The organism is Photorhabdus caribbeanensis, from assembly GCF_018448885.1.
In the GTDB taxonomy this organism is placed as follows: Bacteria; Pseudomonadota; Gammaproteobacteria; order Enterobacterales; family Enterobacteriaceae; genus Photorhabdus; species Photorhabdus caribbeanensis.
This window is the reverse complement of the sequence record NZ_RCWB01000028.1, coordinates 19,105-43,468: the sequence shown is the minus strand read 5'-3', so window position 1 is coordinate 43,468 and position 24,364 is coordinate 19,105. Positions and strand designations below refer to the sequence as shown.

General features: G+C 40.1%; 25 protein-coding genes and 1 pseudogene. 17 read left to right on the top strand and 9 right to left on the bottom strand.

From position 1 onward, the window contains the following. The 7 genes and pseudogenes from EAE90_RS17040 to EAE90_RS17010 form a co-directional block, all read left to right on the top strand. Positions 1-559 (top strand): annotated as a pseudogene (locus EAE90_RS17040) (hypothetical protein); the annotation flags it as partial. A gap of 1 nt (position 560) precedes the next feature. After that, the gene (locus tag EAE90_RS17035) at positions 561-968 is read left to right on the top strand and encodes a hypothetical protein (protein ID WP_214054476.1); all 408 of its coding nucleotides are present in this window, start codon (positions 561-563) and stop codon (positions 966-968) included. A gap of 29 nt (positions 969-997) precedes the next feature. Beyond that, the gene (locus EAE90_RS17030; protein ID WP_214054475.1) at positions 998-1,405 is read left to right on the top strand and encodes a hypothetical protein; all 408 of its coding nucleotides are present in this window, start codon (positions 998-1,000) and stop codon (positions 1,403-1,405) included. Positions 1,406-1,434: 29 nt separating this feature from the next. After that, on the top strand, positions 1,435-1,842 hold the full coding sequence (locus EAE90_RS17025; RefSeq protein WP_036780774.1) for a hypothetical protein: 408 nt from the start codon (positions 1,435-1,437) through the stop codon (positions 1,840-1,842). A gap of 548 nt (positions 1,843-2,390) precedes the next feature. Next, positions 2,391-2,798, top strand: a complete 408-nt coding sequence (locus EAE90_RS17020) for a hypothetical protein (RefSeq protein ID WP_214054474.1) — start codon at positions 2,391-2,393, stop codon at positions 2,796-2,798. Between the two features lie 29 nt (positions 2,799-2,827). Beyond that, positions 2,828-3,235 carry a hypothetical protein gene (locus EAE90_RS17015; protein ID WP_036780770.1) on the top strand — a complete coding sequence of 136 codons (408 nt, stop codon included), beginning with the start codon at positions 2,828-2,830 and terminating at the stop codon, positions 3,233-3,235. A 29-nt stretch (positions 3,236-3,264) separates the two neighbouring features. Next, positions 3,265-3,684, top strand: coding sequence for a hypothetical protein (locus EAE90_RS17010; RefSeq protein ID WP_214054473.1), 420 nt, complete (start codon positions 3,265-3,267; stop codon positions 3,682-3,684). Positions 3,685-4,277: 593 nt separating this feature from the next. Here EAE90_RS17010 and EAE90_RS24725 read toward each other — a convergent pair. After that, the gene (locus EAE90_RS24725) at positions 4,278-4,520 is read right to left on the bottom strand and encodes a type VI secretion system tube protein Hcp (RefSeq protein WP_422616000.1); all 243 of its coding nucleotides are present in this window, start codon (positions 4,518-4,520) and stop codon (positions 4,278-4,280) included. A 107-nt stretch (positions 4,521-4,627) separates the two neighbouring features. Between EAE90_RS24725 and ttcA the strand changes: the two genes are divergently transcribed. Further along, positions 4,628-5,557 (top strand): tRNA 2-thiocytidine(32) synthetase TtcA, encoded by a 930-nt coding sequence (ttcA, locus tag EAE90_RS17005; RefSeq protein WP_214054499.1) that lies wholly within the window; start codon positions 4,628-4,630, stop codon positions 5,555-5,557. 370 nt (positions 5,558-5,927) lie between these two features. Here the strand turns inward: ttcA and zntB are convergent, their stop codons facing one another. Continuing rightward, positions 5,928-6,911 (bottom strand): zinc transporter ZntB, encoded by a 984-nt coding sequence (gene zntB / locus EAE90_RS17000; protein ID WP_214054472.1) that lies wholly within the window; start codon positions 6,909-6,911, stop codon positions 5,928-5,930. 14 nt (positions 6,912-6,925) lie between these two features. Beyond that, complete coding sequence (locus EAE90_RS16995; RefSeq protein ID WP_214054471.1) at positions 6,926-8,545, bottom strand: peptide ABC transporter substrate-binding protein; 1,620 nt, start codon at positions 8,543-8,545, stop codon at positions 6,926-6,928. Positions 8,546-8,718: 173 nt separating this feature from the next. On the opposite strand from EAE90_RS16995, the gene tpx reads away from it, so the two are divergent. Then, on the top strand, positions 8,719-9,222 hold the full coding sequence (gene tpx / locus EAE90_RS16990; RefSeq protein WP_214054470.1) for a thiol peroxidase: 504 nt from the start codon (positions 8,719-8,721) through the stop codon (positions 9,220-9,222). A 167-nt stretch (positions 9,223-9,389) separates the two neighbouring features. On the opposite strand, the gene tyrR is transcribed toward tpx, so the two are convergent. The 6 genes from tyrR to pspA all read right to left on the bottom strand — a co-directional run bounded on the left by tyrR (position 9,390) and on the right by pspA (position 15,064). Continuing rightward, complete coding sequence (tyrR, locus tag EAE90_RS16985) at positions 9,390-10,973, bottom strand: transcriptional regulator TyrR (protein WP_214054469.1); 1,584 nt, start codon at positions 10,971-10,973, stop codon at positions 9,390-9,392. Between the two features lie 257 nt (positions 10,974-11,230). Beyond that, on the bottom strand, positions 11,231-12,295 hold the full coding sequence (locus tag EAE90_RS16980; RefSeq protein WP_214054468.1) for a YcjF family protein: 1,065 nt from the start codon (positions 12,293-12,295) through the stop codon (positions 11,231-11,233). Continuing rightward, positions 12,292-13,689 carry a YcjX family GTP-binding protein gene (locus tag EAE90_RS16975; protein ID WP_214054467.1) on the bottom strand — a complete coding sequence of 466 codons (1,398 nt, stop codon included), beginning with the start codon at positions 13,687-13,689 and terminating at the stop codon, positions 12,292-12,294. Before EAE90_RS16975 ends, EAE90_RS16980 begins: the two co-directional genes overlap by 4 nt. Before the next feature lie 92 nt (positions 13,690-13,781). Beyond that, positions 13,782-14,135 carry an envelope stress response membrane protein PspC gene (gene pspC, locus EAE90_RS16970; RefSeq protein ID WP_214054466.1) on the bottom strand — a complete coding sequence of 118 codons (354 nt, stop codon included), beginning with the start codon at positions 14,133-14,135 and terminating at the stop codon, positions 13,782-13,784. Continuing rightward, the gene (gene pspB / locus EAE90_RS16965) at positions 14,135-14,353 is read right to left on the bottom strand and encodes an envelope stress response membrane protein PspB (protein ID WP_214054465.1); all 219 of its coding nucleotides are present in this window, start codon (positions 14,351-14,353) and stop codon (positions 14,135-14,137) included. Before pspB ends, pspC begins: the two co-directional genes overlap by 1 nt. 36 nt (positions 14,354-14,389) lie before the next feature. Further along, complete coding sequence (gene pspA / locus EAE90_RS16960) at positions 14,390-15,064, bottom strand: phage shock protein PspA (protein WP_110091274.1); 675 nt, start codon at positions 15,062-15,064, stop codon at positions 14,390-14,392. A 186-nt stretch (positions 15,065-15,250) separates the two neighbouring features. Here pspA and pspF point away from each other — a divergent pair, with 186 nt between their 5' ends. The 8 genes from pspF to EAE90_RS16920 all read left to right on the top strand — a co-directional run bounded on the left by pspF (position 15,251) and on the right by EAE90_RS16920 (position 24,088). Further along, positions 15,251-16,255 carry a phage shock protein operon transcriptional activator gene (pspF, locus tag EAE90_RS16955; protein WP_214054464.1) on the top strand — a complete coding sequence of 335 codons (1,005 nt, stop codon included), beginning with the start codon at positions 15,251-15,253 and terminating at the stop codon, positions 16,253-16,255. Positions 16,256-16,518: 263 nt separating this feature from the next. Beyond that, a complete protein-coding gene (gene sapA, locus EAE90_RS16950; RefSeq protein WP_214054463.1) occupies positions 16,519-18,183 on the top strand; it encodes an ABC transporter substrate-binding protein SapA in 1,665 nt (554 codons plus the stop codon). Further along, complete coding sequence (gene sapB / locus EAE90_RS16945; RefSeq protein WP_214054462.1) at positions 18,180-19,145, top strand: putrescine export ABC transporter permease SapB; 966 nt, start codon at positions 18,180-18,182, stop codon at positions 19,143-19,145. The genes sapA and sapB overlap by 4 nt, the downstream gene beginning before the upstream one ends. Then, positions 19,132-20,022 carry a putrescine export ABC transporter permease SapC gene (sapC, locus tag EAE90_RS16940; protein WP_214054461.1) on the top strand — a complete coding sequence of 297 codons (891 nt, stop codon included), beginning with the start codon at positions 19,132-19,134 and terminating at the stop codon, positions 20,020-20,022. The genes sapB and sapC overlap by 14 nt, the downstream gene beginning before the upstream one ends. Further along, positions 20,022-21,014 carry a putrescine export ABC transporter ATP-binding protein SapD gene (gene sapD / locus EAE90_RS16935; protein WP_214054460.1) on the top strand — a complete coding sequence of 331 codons (993 nt, stop codon included), beginning with the start codon at positions 20,022-20,024 and terminating at the stop codon, positions 21,012-21,014. The genes sapC and sapD overlap by 1 nt, the downstream gene beginning before the upstream one ends. Further along, positions 21,015-21,824, top strand: a complete 810-nt coding sequence (gene sapF, locus EAE90_RS16930) for a putrescine export ABC transporter ATP-binding protein SapF (RefSeq protein ID WP_214054459.1) — start codon at positions 21,015-21,017, stop codon at positions 21,822-21,824. A 174-nt stretch (positions 21,825-21,998) separates the two neighbouring features. Then, a complete protein-coding gene (fabI, locus tag EAE90_RS16925; RefSeq protein ID WP_046396879.1) occupies positions 21,999-22,787 on the top strand; it encodes an enoyl-ACP reductase FabI in 789 nt (262 codons plus the stop codon). Positions 22,788-23,329: 542 nt separating this feature from the next. Beyond that, the gene (locus EAE90_RS16920) at positions 23,330-24,088 is read left to right on the top strand and encodes a hypothetical protein (protein WP_214054458.1); all 759 of its coding nucleotides are present in this window, start codon (positions 23,330-23,332) and stop codon (positions 24,086-24,088) included. The last annotated feature ends 276 nt before the right edge of the window (positions 24,089-24,364 follow it).

Genomic DNA, 24,364 nt, shown 5'->3' with positions numbered 1-24,364 from the left:
TATCAGTCACGAGTTTTATATAGAAAGACAGTTGATTATGGGTAACTTAAAGGGATTATTAAATAAATTTGGCCGACTCTCTTTGAAAATCGACCAACATCCTAATTTAAAACATGCGTTAAAGTTATCAACCAAAGCCATTGCTCACCAATGGGATAAAGCAGGGATTGGCGCGATAAAGGGATATAGCCATATAATCACCCGCAGTGCTAAAATGGTTAAATGGATGAAATATGGTGGCCGAGTTGCTATTGGTCTGGATTTTATCGATACCACCGGGCAGGTTATTGATGCCTGTAATTATGGACAAACAGGACAATGTGAAAAAGTAGCTATCAAAGAATATAGTAAATTTTCCGGTCGGACAAGCCTGGGCTTTTGGGGAGGATATTACGGCGGAATTGCAGCAGGCACAGCATGTGTTGCTCTTGGAGCTGTAACTGATGGCTTAACTGCCGGACTTTGCATGATGGGCGGCGGTCTTGCTGGTGGTTATGCCGGTAGTAAAGGTGGAGAATGGCTCTTTGAACTTATTGTTGAATCTTCAATGGGACTTTAATATGAATAGAATAATTTTTATCATCTTGGTTATTTCTTTTATCTCTTCTAACATTTTTCTTATTATATCAATAGCCATTTACAAAATAAATCAAAAAAAGATGAATCAAATTATTGAATTATATATGGAAAAAGGTTTTTGCTTATCAACAGCAGCATACATGGGTCATTTGATGGGTATTCGTGGTCAGATTTATCCTGCCATATTTTTCTATAAACTATTGACAGGAAAAAGAATAAGAATAAATAGACCTGATAGTAAATATATGCCTAAAGAATCTTATAATTTCATTCAAAATTTACCCTCCAATTTAACCCACTGGATAAAGATATATTTTATCACCATTAATATAGGTGGTATGTTCTTCTTCATAATAATGATAACATTTCTATTTAGAGAATATTTTTAACTATACTGGACATTCAATGGGATTTTAATATGAATAGAGTCACTTTTATCATTTTACTTATTTCTTGCGCTTCTTTTATTGGTTTTTTCATTATATCAGCGGCTATTTACAAAATAAATCAAAAAAAGATGGATAAAATTATTGATTTATATATGGAAAAAGGATTTTGTTTATCATCAGGAGCATACATTGGGCATTTTATGGGTATTCACGGTCAGTTTTATACTGCCGCATTTTTCTATAAGTTATTAACAGGAAAAAGAATAAGAATAAATGAGCCTAGTAGTAAATATATGCCACAAGAGTCTTACGATTTTATTCAAAATTTACCCCCCAATTTAACTCACTGGATAAAAACACATTTCATTATCGCTAATATAGGTGGGGCATTTTTCTTTATAGCAATGGTAATATACCTATTTGAAAAATACGCTTAATCATACTGAAAACTCAATGGGACTTTAATATGAACATAATCACCTTTATTATTTTGATTATACTTTACACCTCTTCAACACTTATTCTTTTTATATCAATAGCCATTTACAAAATAAATCAGAAAAAGATGGATAAAATTATTGAATTATATATAGAAGAAAGACTTTATTTACCAACAGGCATAATGATACAACGCTTCGGAAGAATGCGTGATCAGATTCACGTCGTTATGTTCTTCTACAGGCTGTTAACTGGAAAAAAAATGAAGATAAATCAGCCTGATAGTAAATATATGCACCAAGAATCTTATGACTTTATTCAAAATCTACCCTCCAGTTTAACGCATTGGATGAAAACATGTATCATTACCACTTATATAGGTGGAGCATTATTTTTTACAGCAACAATAATAATCTTAATTCAAAAAAATTATTAATCGTGCTAAATGGATATGCGTGGCTGTCGGCAGTGTAGTAGGTGGAGTTACCGGAAGCACAGAAGAAAATTTTTTAATCGATAAAATAGTAAGTGAATAATATGAATATCTTAATTAATACAGTTAACTTTATCATGCTTTCTTTATTTTTAGTTAGTATGTTTTTGTTACTATCTTTATTCGTTCTTTATGGAATAAATAAAAAATCCTTCACAGAGATCAGAGATGAATATATAAAAAATGGTTTTTTCATACCACAAATTATATATGTAATATCGTTTTCTGGCTTTTATGGCAGTTATTATCTATCATGTTTCTTCTACCAGACAATAACTAGAAAAAAGACTATAATATCTCGTGCTCTTATAGGTAACTCCATACCGCAAGAAGCATATGAATTCGCAAAGAGTATACCTAAAAAACTTGCCTCAATAATGATTATCTATTATTATTTATTTTCTACTGCTATATTCTCATTCATCTTAAGTAGTATACTTATCTTGTTATATAAGTGTTTAACGAATACATAAAGGCAATAGGAAATTAACATGAACAGATCAACTATTGTCATCATGCTTATTTTTTATATTTTATTTATTATTCTCTTAGTTGTATCAATAGCTATTTATAAAATAAACCAAAAAAAGATGGATGAAATTATTGAATTATATATAGGAAAAGGACTTTGTTTATCAACAGGCGTAAATATTGGTCGTTTCCTAGGTGTTTATGGTCAGTTTCAGGTTGCTACGTTTTTCTACATGTTGTTAACTGGAAAAAGAATGAGGATAAATAGACCTGATAGTAAATATATGCCCCAAGAATCTTATGATTTCATTCAAAACTTACCCTCCAATTTGACCCACTGGATAAAAATATATTTCATTACCATCAATATAGGTGGAATATTCCTCTTTATATCAATGGCAATGTTCTTATTTGAAAAATACGCTTAACTATACTAAATACTCAATGGAATTTTAATATGAACAGAGTCATTTTTATCATCTTGGTTATTTCTTGCGCTTCTTTTATTGGTTTTTTCATTATATCAGCAGCCATTTACAAAATAAATCAAAAAAAGATGGATAAAATTATTGAATTATATATGGAAAAAGGTTTTTGTTTATCATCAGGAGCATACATTGGGCATTTTATGGGTATTCACGGTCAGTTTTATACTGCCGCATTTTTCTATAAGTTATTAACAGGAAAAAGAATAAGAATAAATGAGCCTAGTAGTAAATATATGCCACAAGAGTCTTACGATTTTATTCAAAATTTACCCCCAAATTTAACTCACTGGATAAAAATATGTTACATTACCATCAATATAAGTGTTGCATCCTTTATTATATCAATGGCAATATGCCTGTTTGAAAAATACGCTTAATTATACTGAATACTCAATGGACTTTTTATATGAACAGAGTCACTTTTATCATCTTGGTTATTTCTTGTATCTCTTTCAATATTTTTCTCATTATATCAATAGCCATTTACAAAATAAATCAGAAAAAGATGGATAAAATTATTGATTTATATATGGAAAAAGGTTTTTGCTTATCATCAGCAGCATACATTGGTCATTCTATAGGTATTCATGGTCAGATTCATCCTGCCGTATTTTTCTATAAATTATTAACAGGGAAAAGAATAAGGATAAATAAGCCTGGCAGTAAATACATGCCCCAAGAATCTTATGATTTCATTCAAAATTTACCCTCCAATTTGACCCACTGGATAAAAATATATTTCATCACCATTAATATAAGTTTTATATCCTTCTTTATATCAACAGTAACGGCTTTATGTCATAAATACTCTTATATTTTTAACTGAATTCAACTCAAAATACGCACTAAAATTTGGAGACCATATTGGTAATAAAATTGCCAATTTTCACTCAAAATAATCGAATTTTCTGCTGCCATATAATCATCCTTAAAAAAAGCGGAAACTCTGCTCCGCTTTTCGCTTAACCGGTTCATTACCTGTATACTCGACTATCTTAATGGTTAAACCCATTCAAATTCATCACAAGTAAATCTTTTCATCATCTTCCCCTCTTTTATTTAGTAGATACCAGTAAAGGCTTACATTAAGTGACAATCCCATTTGTCATGGGTACGTGGCTCACCGGTTTTTTATCAATTTGATGTCACTTAACATGATATAAATTTATCTCACCTAACGTGATAATAATTCGATTGAACCCCTAGTTCAACAAATTTAACAACCAGAGTTGTGCTTTTTCTTCGATATATATCCCGGCAGAAATGATTGCCCTACCGATTTCGCATGTTCCGTACAGAACAAGAACGGAATTACATTGCGAAAATGTTGCTGATATAGGCATAGCATTATTTTTTACATCAACAATAATAACCTTAATTCAAAAACATTATTCATTGTACTAAACCTATTTAAGAGTTTTAATAAACATCAAATATCAGTTCCAGTTTTTCATGGCTAACAGCCGCTATCATTAGCAATAGGGAAGATCTATCTAATAGTTTAATAAAGTTTACCTTCTGATAATTGATATTTTGAATAACAGTCAGGCCATGATTGAATTGCAACACCTCAATTTGATTTTCATCTCCATTCTGATACCGGTTATCAACAGAATCTAGGGTATGGGCGATCCTCGTCTTCCATACAGAAAAAGCTATCAATTGATTAGCATTAACAGGTAAAAATAAGCGGAATCTATCACAAACTCTTTTAAGGTGTCAGGTCATAAAAATGGTATACTCCACCGCCTAAATCCCATTTAAACATTATCTACAGAGTGTCCGTGGTGGATCAGAAACAACAATATAACCTGAACAAATTACAGAAGCGTTTACGCCGTGATGTCGGTCAAGCAATCGCTGATTTCAATATGATTGAGGAAGGCGATCGCATTATGGTCTGCCTTTCTGGTGGTAAAGACAGCTATACCCTGCTCTCTATCCTGCAAAATCTGCAAAAAAGTGCTCCGGTTAATTTTTCACTTGTTGCAGTTAATCTGGATCAGAAACAACCCGGTTTTCCTGAACATATTCTTCCCGCTTATCTGGATGAACTGGGTGTCGAATATAAAATTGTCGAAGAAAACACTTATGGCATAGTGAAAGAAAAAATACCCGAAGGTAAAACAACTTGTTCACTCTGCTCCCGTCTGCGCCGTGGCATTTTATATCGCACAGCCACTGAGTTGGGCGCAACGAAAATTGCATTAGGCCATCACCGCGATGATATTTTGCAAACCCTATTTCTCAATATGTTTTATGGCGGCAAACTAAAAGGTATGCCGCCAAAGTTGATGAGTGATGATGGTAAACATGTTGTTATTCGCCCTCTCGCTTATTGCCGTGAGAAAGATATTGAGCGCTATGCAACCGCCAAAGCATTCCCGATCATTCCTTGTAATCTCTGTGGTTCACAACCCAACCTGCAACGTCAGGTTATCAAGGATATGTTACGGGAATGGGATAAGCGTTATCCGGGCAGAATTGAAACTATGTTTCGTGCGGTACAAAATGTCGTTCCATCGCATCTCAGCGATTTTAATCTATTCGATTTCAAAAATATCACTCACGGCAGCGAAGTGATTGATGGTGGTGATCTCGCCTTTGACCGCGAAGAATTACCAATACAACCCGCCAGTGATATGGAAGATCAACCCGATTATCAATCAGAACGATTGGATGTTATTGAAGTCAAATAGTTATTCTTACTGCCTATCCCAATAGCAGGCTCTTAATCACACCGCTCTGGATATATTTCAGAGCGTTAATTTCTTATTCTCTTTCGCCTTGATTTTTATTTATTTTCCTACAACAACAATGAAAAATAAAAAAAGCCGACATTATAAATTAATATCGGCACAAGAATGGGCAATTATTCTGTATAAAGACTTATGTGAGAAAAACTACAATTACGGAGAACAACGTTCATCGCTTAACGTTGCTTTCACCTGCGAGAGCTATCATGCCTCAATGATGTCTGGTGAATATTGATATATCTCAAATTAAGAACCGATTTTCGTAACACTTTCCCACAGTCGTGTTTTATCTCTCCAAATAACTATTTAATTATCATAGCCATTTACTTCGTTTTAACCACCAGGCAACAAATATAATCAATCCCAATAACAGCAAACAAAAAATACTAAAGCCCAAATGGTTTTCATTACCAGGAATACCGCCAAGGTTGACACCAAATAACCCGGTCAGGAATGTTGTTGGTAAAAAAATCATTGCAAGTAATGACATAGTATAAGTACGACGGTTCATCGCATCCGTCATCATGGATGTAATTTCATCTGAAATAATCGCTGTGCGAGCAATACAACCATCCAAATCATCCAGTTCCCTTCCCAAGCGGTCAGATATTTCCTGCATTCGATGACGATCTTCATCACTCATCCAGAGTAATTTTTCATTAGCGAGACGAGAAAATACATCTCTTTGAGGCGCCATATAACGGCGCAGAATGATCAATTGTTTACGCAGTAAAGCTAACCCACCCCGCTCTGGCGTCCGTTGCTCAAGAATCATATTCTCAAGCTCAATAAGGTTGTCATGAAGATCTTCAATAAAGTTACCCACTTCATCGGTTATTGCATCAACCATTTCAACCAACCAGTGCCCGGTCGTTTTTGCGCCTATACCATTTTGTAAATCACTCACTACCTGTTCCAGTGAATGAACTTTACGATGGCGACTGGAAACGATAATTTCAGAATTAATATAAATACGAAATGTTACTAGTTGATCGGGACGTTCACTTTTATTGCTATTAATTGTTCGCAGCGTAATCATCGTACCATCGCCGGTACGAACTATTTTTGGCCTAATACTCTCTCCTGCCAGCCCCTTTTTGACAGTTTCCGGTAACAAATCAGTGTCCATTATCCAGCGATAACTCTTGGGATTATGGTAATCCAAATGTTGCCAGAAAGGTTGAGCTGGTGTGGCTAATCCATTCATATCAATCGGCGTCATACCGCCTTGACCATCAAACTGGCAAGCATAGACTGCATCAGCCTCTTTCAATGATGCGCCATAAATGGTTTCCACATCCAGCTCCTTATTTAGTGCTTAATTATGTACATAGTATGACTATATGCCACATCTTCTGGATTGGTGATCGGGTATCCTTTTAACCAAGGTTTTATCAACCTGCCATTAGTGTATTGATAAATCGGTGCAATAGGCGCCTGTTCAGCAATCATTTGCTCCGCTTTGTTATAGTCATCGTTTCTTAAGCCATCATCTGTTCGCAAACTAGCAGATTGCAGTAATTTGTCATAATTTGCCTGATGGAATTTAGCAATATTGCCACTATGCGTTGAAGTTAACAGGCTTAGAAATGTAGAAGGTTCATTATAATCACCCACCCAAGATGCGCGAATAACATCAAAATCGCCCGTGTTACGGCTATCAATATAAGTTTTCCATTCCTGATTCATCAAACTCACTTGCACCCCCAGTTTTTTCTTCCACATAGAGGCAATAGCAATCGCAATTTTCTGATGGTTTTCAGAATTATTATAGAGCAGAGAAAGTTTCAGTGGATTGTTTGGCCCGTAACCAGCCGCTTGTAATAAAACCTTAGCCTGTTGATCCAGTTCTGCCTGTGTATGTTGTTCCATGTCACTAAGCGCAGGATGGAAACCCGCCGTCACATCCGGCGTAAAATGCCAGGCAGGTTTCTCTCCTGTCCCCAAGACTTTTTCCGTAATGACTTTGCGGTCAATTGCCATTGAAAGCGCTTTACGCACTCTGGCATCATTAGTGGGCGCCCGTTGGGTGTTAAAAGCGTAATAATAGGTGCCTAACTGATCCGGCGTATAGACTTGCCCAGGTAATTCATGCTGCAATTTTTTATACATATTTTTCGGGAAGGATTCGGTGATATCCAAATCATCCGCCAGATAGCGTTTAGTCGCGTGTGATTCCTGATTAATGGGCACAAATGTGACTTTGGTTAGGACGGTTTTTTTATGATCCCAGTAATAAGGGTTTGGCGTCAGAACGATTTTCTCATTAACAATTCGATCATGTAATTCGAAAGCGCCATTTCCCACCAGATGACCAACTTTTATCCACTCTTTCCCATATTTCTCTACTACTTTCTTATTTACCGGGTAGAGACTGAAATTTGCCGTCAGGTTGGGAAAATAAGGCACAGGCCGGTTTAGCGTCACCTTTAATGTGTGCTTATCAATGGCCTCAACACCCAGTTTTGTCGGCAGCAGTTTACCGTCAATAATTTCCTGAGCATTTTCAATACCTGCAAGCGCGGCAAACCAGGCAAAAGATGACGTATTAGCCGGAGTGACCAACCGCTGCCAGCTATACACAAAATCTGCCGCAGTAACCGGCTCGCCATTTGACCAACGGGCATCAGAACGCAAGGTAAAAAACCAAGTTTTGTTGTCTACGGTTTTCCACGCTATTGCTACGCCGGGAACGGCATTGCCATACGCATTCTGATTCACCAATCCTTCAAACAGATCACGCTGAACTTGCGCTTCCGTCAGGCCCACGGCATTAATTGGATCTAAGGACGCCGGTTCGTCTTTTAGATGACGCACCAGTTCCTGTTTGTTATTAAGCTGAGTACCAGGAGGAACTTCCGCGGCAAAAGCAGAAACGATAAGAGAACTATTGATAAGTAGTGCACAAGAAATCAGATTCAAATAACGCATAAGGTAACAATCTGCCCTGTTATAAAATAAATATCCCGTTATTAAATTATAAGCCATTATCGAAATGACACAATCAGACAATTTTACTCTCACAAGCACTATTTTTGATGGGCAAGAGCCGAATATTCTTCTACACTGAGCAATCGTGGTTCATTTATCAGAGGAAGAAAACTATGACACAAACAGTAAAATTTCAAGGCAATGACATCTCCGTAAGCGGCCAGTTCCCAAAAGCAGGGGAAAAAGCGCAAGATTTTACTCTGACAGCCAAAGATCTCTCCGATGTCTCTCTTAGCCACTATGCCGGAAAGCGTAAGGTGCTGAATATTTTCCCAAGTATCGATACCGGTGTTTGCGCGGCATCAGTGCGTAAATTTAATCAGGCGGCGAATGATTTGGAGAATACCGTCGTACTGTGCATTTCCGCCGATCTGCCTTTTGCTCAATCCCGTTTCTGTGGCGCGGAAGGGTTATCAAATGTTGTCACGCTCTCTACCCTGCGTGGCGGCACTTTCAGTGAAGATTATGGCGTCGCCATCAGCAACAGTCCTCTGAGTGGTCTCACAGCCCGTGCAGTTGTTGTGCTTGATGAAAGCGATAACGTGATTTATAGCCAACTGGTTGATGAAATCACTAATGAGCCAGATTACGATAGCGCACTGGCCGTACTGAAATAAATCCCGTGATTTATACCCTATGGATTTCAAGATGCATCGCGACGGCAAGGGAGTGAATCCCCGAGAGCATAGGTAACTATGTTACCGGGGTGAGCGAGTGCAGCCAACAAAGAGGCAACTTGAAAGACGACGGATATATATAATGCCCACTTCCGGTGGGCATTAATTTACTCGTCATCATCCAGTTCATATTCAGTAGCATGTTTCCTGCTACTCAAACCATATTCTCTCAATTTATTGGCAATCGCAGTATGCGATACCCCAAGACGTTTAGCCAGTTTACGTGTGCTTGGATAGTGCCGATAAAGCCGCGTCAACACTGAACGTTCAAAACGTTTACTGATTTCATCCAGAGAACCGTTGAATACATCTTCACTAAAAGACACCTCTGTTTCAAACTCTGGCAATTGTATATCCCGCGGCGTCAGCTCCATATTTTCCAGCTGAGTCAATGCTCGATAAATGGCATTTTGTAACTGCCTTACGTTACCAGGCCAACTGTAACTTGTCAGGAAGTGGGGAAGTTCAGGAGACAATTTAGGTTTCAGTACCCCCTGCTCTTCAGAAAAACGCTCAATAAAATACTCCACCAGCGGCATAATATCCGCTTTACGATCACGCAACGGCGGAAGTGTAATCGCCAACACATTAAGGCGATAATAGAGATCTTCGCGAAATTTCCCCTGCTGTACTAATTCAACCAGATTTTTTTGTGTAGCACAGATAACTCTAACATTCACTTTGACTTCGTTTTCTTCCCCTACTCGGCGAAAAGTCCCATCATTCAGAAAACGCAGTAGCTTAATTTGCATCTGTGGCGACATTTCACCAATTTCATCCAGTAAAACAGTGCCGCCGTTAGCCTGCTCGAAGAAACCTTTCTTTCCTTCAATCGCATTAGGGTAAGCGCCGGCAGCATAACCAAACAGCTCACTTTCTACTACATCATCCGGCATCGATGCGCAGTTCAACCCCAAAAAGGGTTGTTTTCCGCGTAAGCTGTGCAAATGACAAGCTTTTGCCAGAATATCTTTACCCGTTCCTGTCTCGCCAATCAACAGCAGCGGCGCATCCAACATCGCCATTTTACGGGCCTGCTCAATAACTTGAGTCATTTTTGAGCTAACAGCGATAATTTTCTTAAACTCGCTCCCGTCATTGACAGTCAGTTTTTTCAGTTGATTCCCAATTCGGGCAGCGGACTTGAGCATAATCACCGTGCCGACACACTGCATTTTCTGCTTTTCATCCATCAGTTGGATGGGAGTAATATCCATCAGGTAGTCCAGACCCTTGAGCGTTATCCTTTCTACTCGTTGTTGGACATTTTTATTTTCAAACCAGCGTGAGAAGTTATAACCGCTGATAAATTGCCCGATAGGTTTTTGATAAGTTTGTTCTTCACTCACCCCAAACAGCTTAAACACCGCAGAGTTAGCAAGCTCAATATTTCCTTTCAGATCAACTGAGAAAACAGGCTCAGGCAAGGACTCCAACAGTGCGCACATCGCTTTGTGTTCTCTTTCCGAAGGCATAAAAGAGACGGTACGAACATCAATAACACCATTAATACGGCGAATTTCCGCCATCAATTTACGAAATACATTGAAATCAACAGGTGAAAAATTAAGGTAAATCCGGCCGATTTGAGATATTTCTATCCCTTTTAAATCAATATTTTCTAATACCAGTAGATCGAGCAATTCACGGGTAAGCCCAATTCGATCATGGCAAATAACTTCTAAGCGCATCTGTTTTGACCTTATTTACACTAATACATATAATTTTTTAAAATACTACTCTCTACGATTATTCATATGAAGCATTCTGTCAGTAAAAATTGACCAGACTCAGGTTTTTTCAATGTCGTAAATAACACAGCATTTGAAATTTTCACTAAAATAAACAAATTCTACAATTGATTATAAAACAGATTAATAAAATAACGTAAAACATCTGCGTTATCTGGATATTTTGTGCCTTCATATAGAATTAAAGCATATATCATTTAATCAACTATATTCTTAGATTTATTTGGCAGGATATTCTTAAGTTGAGTGATTAGCTGACGACGGAAATCTCCTAATTTAGGTTTATCACCTTCTATCCAAGGCAATGGCCTGCATAATTCCATCGCTTTAATACCCAACCGGGCAGTCAGTAAGCCTACGCCGATCCCTTGAGCAGCCCTGGCAGAAAGACGCGCAGTGATATCCTGCGATAACCAATCCATACCCACTTCCCGCACCATTTCTGAGACACCAGAGAAAATAATATTCAGCAGAACAAGGCGGAAAAGCCGAATACGGCTGAAATATCCCAGTTCAATACCATACAGAGCGGCAATTCGATTAATTAACCGGATATTACGCCAGGCAATAAATGCCATATCGACAACTGCCAACGGGCTAACAGCTATCATTAATGCCGATTCCGCAGCATAGCGGCTGATTTCAGCGCTGGCTTGAGCATCCAAAACAGGTTGAACCCATTTACTGTACAACACCACCACTTCACGATCATTCTGTGTATCATGTAAAGCGGCCCGCCAGCGCTGTAATGCCGGGTTATGCTGCTCGATACCCGCCTGACTTGCCAACTTCTCACAAAACTCCCGCCCTTTACCCACACCATGATGCTGTAATAACGCTTTCGCCGTATCGCGTTCTTCAGACCGCATTCTTAGTCGATAAAGACGACGCCACTCGCTGACAAGGGAACCTATACCCGCAAAGACAATCATGCCCCCCGCTGCCGCTACACCTAACGCGCTCCAATCTTGTTGTTGCCATGATTGATAAATCCACTGCACAAACTGAGCAACAGCGCTCACACCCAGTAAAATCAGAGCGCCATATACCATTTTACGCCAGCAACTACGCTTAGGTTTCAGCGCTGCATTAACTATCCCTTCTACCTGACCTTCGCGCTCTTCCGTCTCAAGCTCTGGCGATACAGGATAGAAATTGTCCATATCTTTTTCGTCGAAAATCTGAGCGGGCTTTAAAACCGGCTCTTGTGGCCCTGATAAGGGTTCTTCAAAGTCAATTCTTGGCTTCAAGGGCTCCGTCATCTCACTTTATCTCCCACTAAAAATTCCAGCACGGTATCTAACCGAATATGAGGCAACGGTGTATCAGTCTCTACCGGACAAGGGCCAAATTCCTCAAAAGAGAAACCCTGTTTTTGCCAGAAATTATCATCAGGTAAACGCCGCGGTACCTCACCGGGAAAAAATGTCAGTGATTTACCATCTGTAAGTCGATATCCTTTCAACGCCGGAATCTTTTCACCATGATGTTCAATCATGCCACTTTCTGTCGCCCGTACCGACGCCAGGCCAACACAATCCATGCTGATACCTTCAAAAGCCGCATTTTGTCTGGCTTCCTGAACCAATTGTTGGAGTAAAGATACCAAATTAGCATGTTGATCTGCGGTAATATGATCCGCCTTACTGGCAGCAAACATTAATTTATCTATACAAGGGGAAAACAGGCGGCGGAAGAGAGTGCGTTTACCATAATGAAAACTCTGCATTAATTGTGTCAGTGCCAAACGCATATCATTAAATGCTTGTGGCCCACTGTTCAACGGCTGTAAACAATCTATCAGCACAATCTGCCGATCAAACCGTAGAAAATGGGCTTTATAGAACCCTTTCACCACCGACTGACAGTAATATTCAAAGCGCTGACGCAGCATACCGATATTGGTGTGTTGATCTGCCTGAGCAAATTGTGACTCAGTGATAGAGTTGATATCCGGCCACGGAAAAAATTGTAAAGCCGGAGCGCCCATCATATCACCGGGCAGAACGAATCTCCCCGGCTGAATAAAATGCAACCCTTGCTCTTTGCATTTAATCAAATATTCCGTATAGGTCTGAGCAATAGCCGCCAATAGATTCTCATCTGCGGGCGCCAATGGATCACACTGTTTGCAAAGTTCCAGCCAAGGCTTTGCCCACTCAGCCCTTTGTCCCTGCAATAAGCTATTCATCTGGTGTGACCATGTTAAATAGCTTTGTGCCAACATCGGTAGATCTAACAACCATTCACCGGGATAATCCACAATTTCCAGATATAATGTGGCGGTTTCTTTAAAATGACGCAGCAGAGAATCCTCAGAACGGTAACGAAGCGCCAGACGGATTTCACTGACACCCCGTGTCGGGGTCGGCCAGGCAGGTGGTGTGCCGTAAAGTGCGGTCAACCCTTCATCATAAGTAAAACGAGGAACGCCTAAATCGCGTTGAGGAACCCGTTTTACACCCAACAAGCGACCGTCACGTGCAGCAGAAAATAGCGGCAACCGGGCGCCGCTATGGAGGTTAAGTAACTGATTAACCAAAGATGTGATAAATGCTGTTTTACCACTACGACTTAATCCTGTTACAGCTAGCCGTAAATGGCGATCCATCCCACGATTAACTAGCGCAGTTAATTCATTTTGCAGCCGTTTCATGTCTCTCCTGTGATAAATATGACGATCAGGCAATACCAGTTACTTTTCCTGCAACTCGTGCTTGCAGGGCTTCACGCTGACGCTGCTTATTATCAAAGCTGCCTGAAACGACTGCGAACACTGAACGTTTCTGAGGTAACATAACGTTCCATTTGACGCAGACGAATCTCCCCCGATTTCAATTGATAATCGATTTCATTCAGCAAGTTTTGTGCCGAAAAATAATCCTCTTGAGTATAACCCGGCGGTGCCGGGTCAAGGACGAAAACCAGTACAATATAAGCGACAACTGCAAAACCAAACAGGCCAAAAAACAGCGACAATACCGCGATGACACGAATCAAGCGCACGGGTACATCAAAATAATAGGCCAACCCGGCACAAACACCTTTAATTTTGCCCTTTTCCGGTATTCGATACAGTTTCCGACGGTTACTATTCGACATTATGATTGCCTCCAATCAGGATGTTCTGCATCCAGAATATCTTCCAATGTTTTGATTCGTGCCTGCATATGTTGTACACGCTCTGCCAGATGCTGAATTTCATTCTGATCCAACTGGCTTTGATTGGAATTCCGGCTGTTATAATGCAACCACAACCAGATGGGTAACACAAAAAGTACAAAGATAGTCAGTGGAATGCCAAGAAATATAGAGCCCATCACTTTTCCTTAATGGTGAGTTGAGTGCGCCAACACTTAATGTTGTTCTTTATTAGCATTTATTTTAGCCTTCATTGCCGCTAACTGCGCACTGATTTCATCGTCTGCTTTTAATTCAGCAAATTGTTGATCCAGCGATTTTTGTTTTCCCATGCCGACGGCTTCTGTTTCCGCTTCCATATGATCGATACGCCGCTCAAATTGCTCGAAGCGAGCCATTGCCTGATCAATTTTACCACTGTCTAAATGATGACGAACTTGTCGGGAAGAGGCCGCCGCCTGATGACGCAAAGCCAACGCTTGCTGTCTTGCTCGGGTTTCACTCAGTTTATTTTCAAGTTCAACAATCTCCCCTTTCATCCGCTCAAGCGTCTCTTCCAGTATGGTGAGTTCATGTCTCAATGTATCCACTAAAGCAGCCGCTTTCTGTTTTTCGATCAGAGCTGCTCGCGCCAAATCTTCTCTCTCTTTATTCAACGCCAGTTCCGCTTTTTCCTGCCAATCGTGCATTTGCTGTTCACCTGCGGCAATACGACGAGACAACTGCTTTTTCTCTGCCAGAGCGCGGGCGGAAGTTGAGCGAATTTCAACTAAAGTATCTTCCATTTCCTGAATCATCAGGCGAATCATTTTCTGCGGATCTTCCGCTTTATCCAATAATGAAGAGATATTGGCATTCACGATATCAGCAAAACGAGAGAAAATACCCATAATAAATTATCCTCTTTGGTTAAGGTTAGTTAATACTATTCATGTCACTCCTATGATTTATTATCAAGAATCGTGCCAACTTTTTATTTGTTCTATTCTCATGAAATACAAAGAGAATTTTTTATTTGACTTTTTATCACAACAAAATAAAGTGGTTGAAATAACCAATTATTGGTGAAAATAACCATGAATGACGCCACAGAAAATCTATTAGGTGAAGCAAACAGCTTTATCGAGATCCTGGAACAGGTATCCACACTAGCAAAATTAAGCAAACCCGTTATTGTTATTGGGGAACGCGGAACCGGCAAGGAGCTGATTGCCCGCCGTTTGCATTATTTATCCCCTCGCTGGCAAGGGCCATTTATCTCCCTAAACTGCGCGGCGTTGAATGAAAATTTATTGGATTCAGAGTTATTTGGTCATGAGGCTGGCGCATTTACTGGCGCACAAAAAAAGCATCAAGGCCGATTTGAACGTGCCGATGGGGGAACGCTATTCCTTGATGAACTGGCAACCGCACCCATGCAAGTTCAGGAAAAGCTGTTGCGCGTCATTGAATATGGGCATCTTGAGCGCGTTGGCGGCAGTCAACCATTACAGGTCGATGTTAGACTCATATGCGCAACCAATGATGATCTGCCCGCAATGGCGGCTAAAGGGCAATTCCGCGCGGATTTACTCGATAGACTGGCTTTTGATGTGGTCAAAATCCCTCCATTGCGCCAGCGGCAACAGGACATCATGTTGCTAGCACAACACTTTGCTATTCAAATGTGCCGCGAACTTGATTTGCCGCTATTTCCCGGTTTCACCGACCAAGCAAAACAACAGTTACAGAGTTATACTTGGCCCGGTAATATCCGTGAACTGAAAAATGTTGTGGAACGATCGGTTTATCGCCACGGCGAGAATTCTGATCAACTTGATAATATTATTATTAACCCATTCGCCCACACACCGCATTTTATAACCCATGTTGATGATAGTAATGATTTATCTTCACAATCTCTGCCTTCACTGCCTGTTAATTTGAAACAGTGGCAACATGACAGCGAACGACAATTAATAGAGTTATCACTAAAAGAGAGCAAGTTTAGCCAAAGAAAAGCAGCAGAGAAACTACGACTGACCTATTATCAATTACGAGGCTTAATGAAGAAACATGATATCAACGTTGGCGATAAGTGATCCGAATGACAGATAAAAAAAAGCCAGCACCCGAGCTGGCTAAAAAAACACTGGAAGCAATGTGAGCAATGTCGTGCCTTTCCTGGGACATAGAAACTGTAACTGTTCCCCGGAAGTGCGGTATAAATGATAATGGTTCTCAATACGTTTTGTAAAGCACTTTGTTGAGAATTTTTCTCATTATCATCACCGCAGCGTTTTTTTGGGCTCAAGCACTATTTGAGATACAATGTGTCAATTCTAATTAATAACAGATGCCTTATATGCGCAGTTTGATTTATTGGATCATATTATCCCTTTCAGCCTCAGCTATTGCAGAAACAACGGCTACGCCTGAAAAACAGCCCCACGTTCCGACTGACATTCAGCAACACGGGTTTATTTATTGCGTTAATGGCAATCTGAATACCTTTAATCCTCAACTGGCTAGCAGTGGCTTAACTGTCGATACGCTGGCCGCCCAACTCTATGAGCGTCTATTAGATGTTGATCCTTATACTTACCGTTTGCTCCCTGAATTAGCTTCCCATTGGGAAATACTGGATAACGGCGCTACTTACCGTTTTCATTTGCGCCGTAATGTCTCATTCCAATCAACAGACTGGTTTACTCCGACCCGTACAATGAATGCTGATGACGTCATTTTTAGCTTTAAGCGCCTGTTCGATAAGCAACACTATTATCATAACGTCAATGGCGGGCATTATCCTTATTTTGACAGTCTTCAACTGGCCGACTCTATTCAAAGTATCCGTAAGATTAATGAATATACGGTGGAATTTCGCTTGAATGAGCCAGACGCTTCTTTTCTTTGGCATTTGGCAACCCATTATGCCCCAATACTTTCACAAGAATATGGGCAACAATTGCATCAAATGAATCGCCATGAACAAATTGACTGGAAACCTGTCGGCACTGGCCCATTTATGTTGAAGGATCATCGAACCAGACAATTTATCCGTCTGGTTCGCCATGATAAATACCGCAAAGGCAAACCACAAATGCGGCAAATAGTTATTGACGTCGGCGCCGGCGGCACCGGCAGGATGTCTAAACTTTTAACCGGTGAATGTGATGTATTAGCGTATCCCGCTGCCAGCCAGCTTACAGTTTTACGAGATGATCCCCGCCTGCGTCTGACTTTACGCCCAGGCATGAATATCGCTTATCTGGCTTTCAATACCAGCAAGCCGCCACTTGATAAACTCCAGGTTCGGCAAGCCATTGCCTACGCTATTAATAACCAACGGCTGATGCAATCCATCTATTATGGTACGGCGGAAACCGCCTCATCAATTTTACCTCGGGCATCATGGGCTTATGATAATCAAACTGAGATTACCGAATACAACCCAGAAAAATCCCGCAAAATGCTTAACGATCTTGGATTAAACGGCTTGCAATTGAGCTTATGGGTACCTTCCGCCTCTCAATCATATAATCCAAGTCCACTCAAAATGGCTGAGTTAATTCAAGCCGATTTAGCACAAGTTGGTATTACCATGAGTATTAAACCTGTTGAGGGCCGCTTTCAGGAAACCAAGCTGATGGATAAATCTCACGATATGACTCTATCAGGCTGGTCAACTGACAGTAATGACCCAGACAGCTTTTTCCGGCCACTGTTAAGTTGTGCTGCTATTGCTTCACAGACCAATTTCAGCCATTGGTGTGATCCAGCGTTTGATAAAATTTTGCGGGAAGCTTTGATTAACCAGCAATTATTATCCCGAATTAAGTATTATCATGCGGCTCAACAAATCCTTGAACAGCAATTACCTGTATTACCATTAGCCTATTCCCTGCATTTACAGGCTTACCGTTACGATATTAAAGGGCTAGTACTCAGTCCATTTGGTAATACTTCTTTTGCCGGTGTTTATCGGGAAAAAGAGGCTGATCAAATGACTCAGAAAGGTGGCAAATGATTATTTACACTCTCCGTCGTCTGCTTTTGCTGATTATTACTCTGTTTTTCCTGTCGCTGATAAGCTTTAGTCTCAGCTACTTCACCCCTAATGCTCCTCTCAGCGGAGCATCCCTGTTTGATGCTTATATATTCTTTTTCCACAGCTTATTACTATGGGATTTTGGCGTATCCAGCGTCAACGGTGAACTTATCAGCACACAGCTATGGGAAGTGTTCCCCGCCACAATGGAACTCTGTATTCTGGCTTTCTCTGTCGCCTTGCTAATCGGCATCCCACTCGGGATTATTGCGGGAGTATGGCGTAACAAACCAGCGGATACGGTTATCACTTCCATTGCTCTAGTCGGATTTTCCATCCCGATTTTTTGGCTAGCATTATTGCTCACTCTATTTTTTTCTCTTTATCTCGGCTGGCTACCGGTCTCAGGGCGCTTTAATCTGCTATATCAGATTGAACCTGTGACAGGTTTCTCATTAATTGATGCCTGGTTATCAAAATCATCCCATCGTAATGAGATGATCATTAGCGCCGTGCAACACTTGCTGCTACCCGTGATTACACTCGCAGTTGCACCGACCACCGAAGTTATTCGGTTGATGAGAAACAGTACAGAAGAGGTTTTTGGTGAAAACTATATCAAAGCCGCCGCAACCCGCGGTTTATCAAGGCTGACAATTATCCGTCGTCATGTGTTACACAATGCGTTGCCCCCTATCATTCCGAAATTAGGATTACAATTTTCCACCATGTTGACACTGGCAATGATGACGGAACTCGTATTTAACTGGCCGGGACTTGGCCATTGGTTAGTCAGTGCCATTCGTCAGCAAGATTATTCCGCCATTTCTGCCGGTGTTATGGTGATTGGCACACTGGTGATTTCTGTCAATGTTCTGTCTGATATTATTGGCGCAATAACTAACCCTTTGAAGCATAAGGAATGGTATGCCCTTAGATAATTTTTATCGTGAAAAGAAAATGCCGTCACCGATAAAGGTCATCTGGCGCTTTTTCTATTCCGACATGTTGGCAATGATGGGGTTTTATGGAGTGCTTATTCTGATCGCCCTAAGTCTGTTTGGTGGCTATCTGGCCCCTTATCAGCTAGATCAACAATTTCTTGGTCATCAACTACTGCCGCCTTCATGGTCATATCACGGTAATATTGCATTTTTTCTAGGTACCGACGACCTTGGGCGCGACATTCTCAGCCGATTGCTAATAGGTACGGCATCCACATTCGGTTCAGCGCTGTTAGTCACTTTAGCGGCCGCTTTATGTGGTTTGATTATCGGCTGTCTGGCAGGCATGACACGAGGATTGAAATCCGCAGTACTCAATCATATTCTCGATACATTACTCTCTATTCCATCATTATTGCTGGCAATTATTGTCGTCGCCTTTGTGGGCGCCAGTTTGCAGCATGCAATAATCGCTATTTGGTTGGCGCTATTGCCACGTATCGTTCGCACGGTTTACAGCGCAGTTCACGATGAGCTAGATAAAGAATATGTTATTGCCGCTCGCCTGGATGGCGCCTCTAATTACCATATTCTATGGTATGCCGTATTGCCAAACATTACCGCCGCCTTGGTCAACGAGCTAACACGCGCTCTTTCTATCGCCATACTTGATATCGCTTCACTTGGTTTTCTTGATCTTGGCGCCCAGCTTCCCTCACCCGAATGGGGCGCCATGTTGGGCGACTCACTGGAACTAATCTATGTTGCGCCCTGGACTGTTATGTTGCCCGGCGCGGCAATCATGTTCAGTGTCTTGTTAGTCAATTTATTAGGTGATGGATTACACCGTGCAATTAATTCCGGGGTGGAATAATGCCATTACTCGACATTCGCAATCTCACTATTGAATTTATGACGGCCAAAGGGCCAGTTAAAGCGGTTGATCGCGTCAGTATTTCACTGACAGAAGGAGAAATACGCGGCCTGGTTGGTGAATCCGGCTCAGGTAAAAGCCTGATTGCCAAAGCAATAAGTGGAGTCACTAAAGACAATCTTAAAGTGACGGCTGACCGTTTTCGCTTCGATGATATTGACCTGCTTCGTCTGACGCCACGGCAGCGCCGAAAAGTGATCGGTCACAATATCTCAATGATTTTTCAGGAACCACAATCCTGTCTTGATCCTTCGGAAAATATTGGTCGGCAACTTATTCAAGCCATCCCCTGCTGGACTTACAAAGGCCGTTGGTGGCAACGTTTCAAATGGCGAAAACGCCGGGCTATTGAATTACTCCACCGTGTGGGAATTAAAGATCATAAGGACATTATGAGTAGCTTCCCTTGCGAATTAACGGAAGGAGAATGCCAGAAGGTCATGATTGCTATCGCATTAGCTAACCAACCACGTCTGCTGATTGCAGATGAACCCACCAATGCGATGGAACCAACCACCCAAGCCCAGATTTTCCGTCTGTTAGCACGATTGAATCAGAACAATAACACTACCATTTTACTGATAAGTCATGACCTGCAAGTCATGAGTAAACTGGTAGATCGCATTAATGTTCTGTATTGTGGTCAAACGGTCGAAAGCGCCGTTCCTGATGAATTACTGATAACGCCACATCACCCCTATACACAAGCGTTAAGCCGCGCTATTCCTGATTTTGGCAGCTCTTTGCCTCATAAAAGTAGGTTAAACACCTTATCAGGCGCTATTCCATCCCTTGAACACCTACCCATCGGCTGCCGTTTAGGTCCGCGTTGCCCTTACGCGCAAAAAACGTGTATTGAAACACCACGGTTGCGGGTGATTAAAAACCATGCTTTTGCCTGCCACTTTCCACTGAATCTGGAGGAACAGTAATTGATTAATACTCTGTTAGAAGTCAGGAATTTGGCTAAAACTTTTCGCTATCGAACCGGTTTTTTTCACCGTCAACATCTTGATGCGGTAAAACCCGTTAGTTTTACCTTAAAAGCTAAACAGACACTGGCGATTATTGGTGAAAACGGTTCCGGAAAATCAACACTGGCAAAAATGCTTTCAGGCGTCATCGAACCAACTGCCGGCGAAATTATGATCGAAGGTCATAAACTCACTTACGGTGATTACAGTTATCGCAGCCAACGCATTCGCATGATATTTCAGGACCCAAGTACATCGCTAAATCCTCGTCAGCGTATTGGGCAAATTCTTGATATTCCCCTTCTGCTTAATACAGCGCTCAATACAATGGAGCGGGAAAAACGGATCAACCAGACATTACGACAAGTTGGCTTGTTACCGGACCATGCCAATTATTATCCACATATGTTAGCCTCAGGCCAAAAACAGCGGGTAGCACTGGCGCGCGCATTAATATTACAACCTCAGATTATTATTGCTGATGAGGCATTAGCATCACTCGATATGTCTATGCGATCTCAAATCATTAATCTGATGTTGGAATTACAGGAAAAACAGGGTATTTCTTACCTCTATGTCACCCAGCATCTTGGCATGATGAAACATATCAGCGATCAGGTGTTGGTCATGCATCAGGGGGAAGTTGTTGAACGGGGAAATACGGCAGAAGTATTGGCTTCTCCTCTGCATGATATGACCCGCCGTCTGATCGCCAGCCACTTTGGTGAGCCACTCACTGCTGATGCTTGGCGACAGGATATTCCTTAACATATAGAAAACGATAATCACTGCTCGGAGCAGAACGCAAAATACAGCACATTTCTCTCTAGCGTGATAGAATTACTGGGTTTATTAACAATAAAACGTCATATTGATATTGTCTCTGTGAACAATTTTAATCCATGAATATCATTACCGGCGTTATCACACAAGGATACTGTTATGGGTTTTATGACCGGCAAGCGCATTCTGATCACTGGCGTCGCCAGTAAACTCTCCATCGCTTATGGTGTTGCAAAAGCAATGCATGACCAGGGAGCTGAGCTGGCTTTCACTTATCAAAATGACAAGTTGAAACCTCGTGTTGAAGAATTTGCTGCTTCCCTGAACTCTACTATCGTTTTGCCATGCGATGTAGTCGAAGACGAAAGCATCGAAGCCCTGTTCACTGAATTGGGTAAGGTCTGGCCAAAATTCGATGGTTTTGTTCACTCCATTGGCTTTGCACCTGCTGATCAACTGGATGGTAACTATGTCAGTTCCGTTACCCGCGAAGGTTTCAGAATCGCACACGACATCAGCTCTTACAGCTTCGTTGCTATGGCAAAAACTTGCCGTGAAATGCTGAACCCAAATTCTGCTTTGTTGACACTCACCTATTTGGGAGCAGAGCGCTCAATCCCTAACTATAACGTAATGGGTCTGGCAAAGGCATCTCTGGAAGCTAACGTTCGTTATATGGCTAACGCTATGGGCGCCGAAGGTATTCGTGTTAACGGTATCTCTGCCGGTCCTATCCGCACTTTGGCTGCATCTGGCATCAAAGATTTCCGTAAAATGCTGGCTCACTGTGAAACCGTTAACCCAATTCGCCGCACTGTAACAACTGAAGATGTGGGTAACGCTGCGGCATTCTTGTGTTCGGATCTGTCCGGCGGTATTACCGGTGAAATCCTGCATGTTGATGGTGGTTTCAGCATTGTCGCAATGAATGAACTGGAATTGAAATAATCTGATTAATAATCAGTAAATTTCAATTCACAAAACAAGGCCCGAAAAGCTAGTTTTTCGGGCCTTTTATTATCAATAAAATGATAGATTAAATAGCGTTTCATAATTCTGCTACACATGGCCTTCTTCAACCCATTGTTATATATGGAATTATAAGTAGTATAAGATGTAGCACTATTTTAGAATCTTATTTAATCACTTCATTAAATCATCACTAATAGGTAAAAATTAATTTTAAATCAAAATATAAAAACTATTGAAAAGAATTATTAAACCCTTTGTAATTAAAGAGTTAAACGATATTACCTTATAACTATTTTATTGGAATAAAAAATATCATCTTATTTCCTTGCGCTAATCAGTAATATGTCCTTTAATATAATCAACAACTTAATTTCATAAAATCGACTGTCAGTACAATATTTTTAGTTAAATATTTTCAGTAAAATATTTTATTATTATTTTGACCTTTTAGTTTGAATATTATATTTCATGCTTTTATACAATTTAATAATATTTATTACTTTAGCAAGGTGCATAAAATGAAAAATGATTTTTTAATTATATCCAATATGTTTAAATCAATTACCAATATAAAATTGCCAGAATGCCTGAAAAATTATGATCTATCTCAAGAAATTTCCAATTCCTGGAATGAGTTTAGTGGATCATTATATCGCTGGCCATCAGCATTGGAAGGTTATGAATATGCATATAATTCCGATGAGCAAGATATTGATAGAATTATTAAAAATATGCATAAAGCAACAACTTATTTAGGTTCACTTAGCAGTGGATATTTAGGTCATGGCTATGTTGCTAGGGTCGATCATGCATTGAAAGAAATTTCATCAGGTTTTAGTAAGCTAAACGATTTCATCTCAAAATTGCCACAACTATTTGAAATATCTCAAATTGATTTTGAGCGTAAGAAAAACTCCGCAGAAAAAACACATATAAAAATACAACAATTATTAAAGAATATTCCCGATGGAGAAGATAAAAAACAAATATACAAAGTCTCTTTATTGATGGAAGAAATCACTTTAAATATATCAGATGTTTCATTTAGTCTTAGAAATATAAATAATTCCGTCAATAGACTTCACGAACAAATAAAAATAATTAATAATATTTACAAAGATTTAATCGAAAAATTTAACAAAGAGAATAAAAAAGACATTTTTACAAGAAACTATAGACAATGCATGGTCTATTTTAATGACTTTGCAAATAAATTTAATTTATTTTCCTATGATTACAAATCATTTAACAAAAATAATATATTAATTATCTTATAATCGATATAAGATGAATTTTTGCAACTATCAATAATCGCCATTATTTATTCCATATAATATAATCAGTTGTAAAATATGCTATATGACATAATAATACGGGGAAGTTCTGGATAAGTCACTTCATCCAAAGCTACCCCTAAATTTCTAGATTAATACAACCAATCTACTTGAAAATAATGATAAAAAATCAATAAACCATTTCTATAACCGAGCATAGAAAAGGGTTATTCACGATACCATCACACCACTTTATATCTATTTAATCATTCATTTATT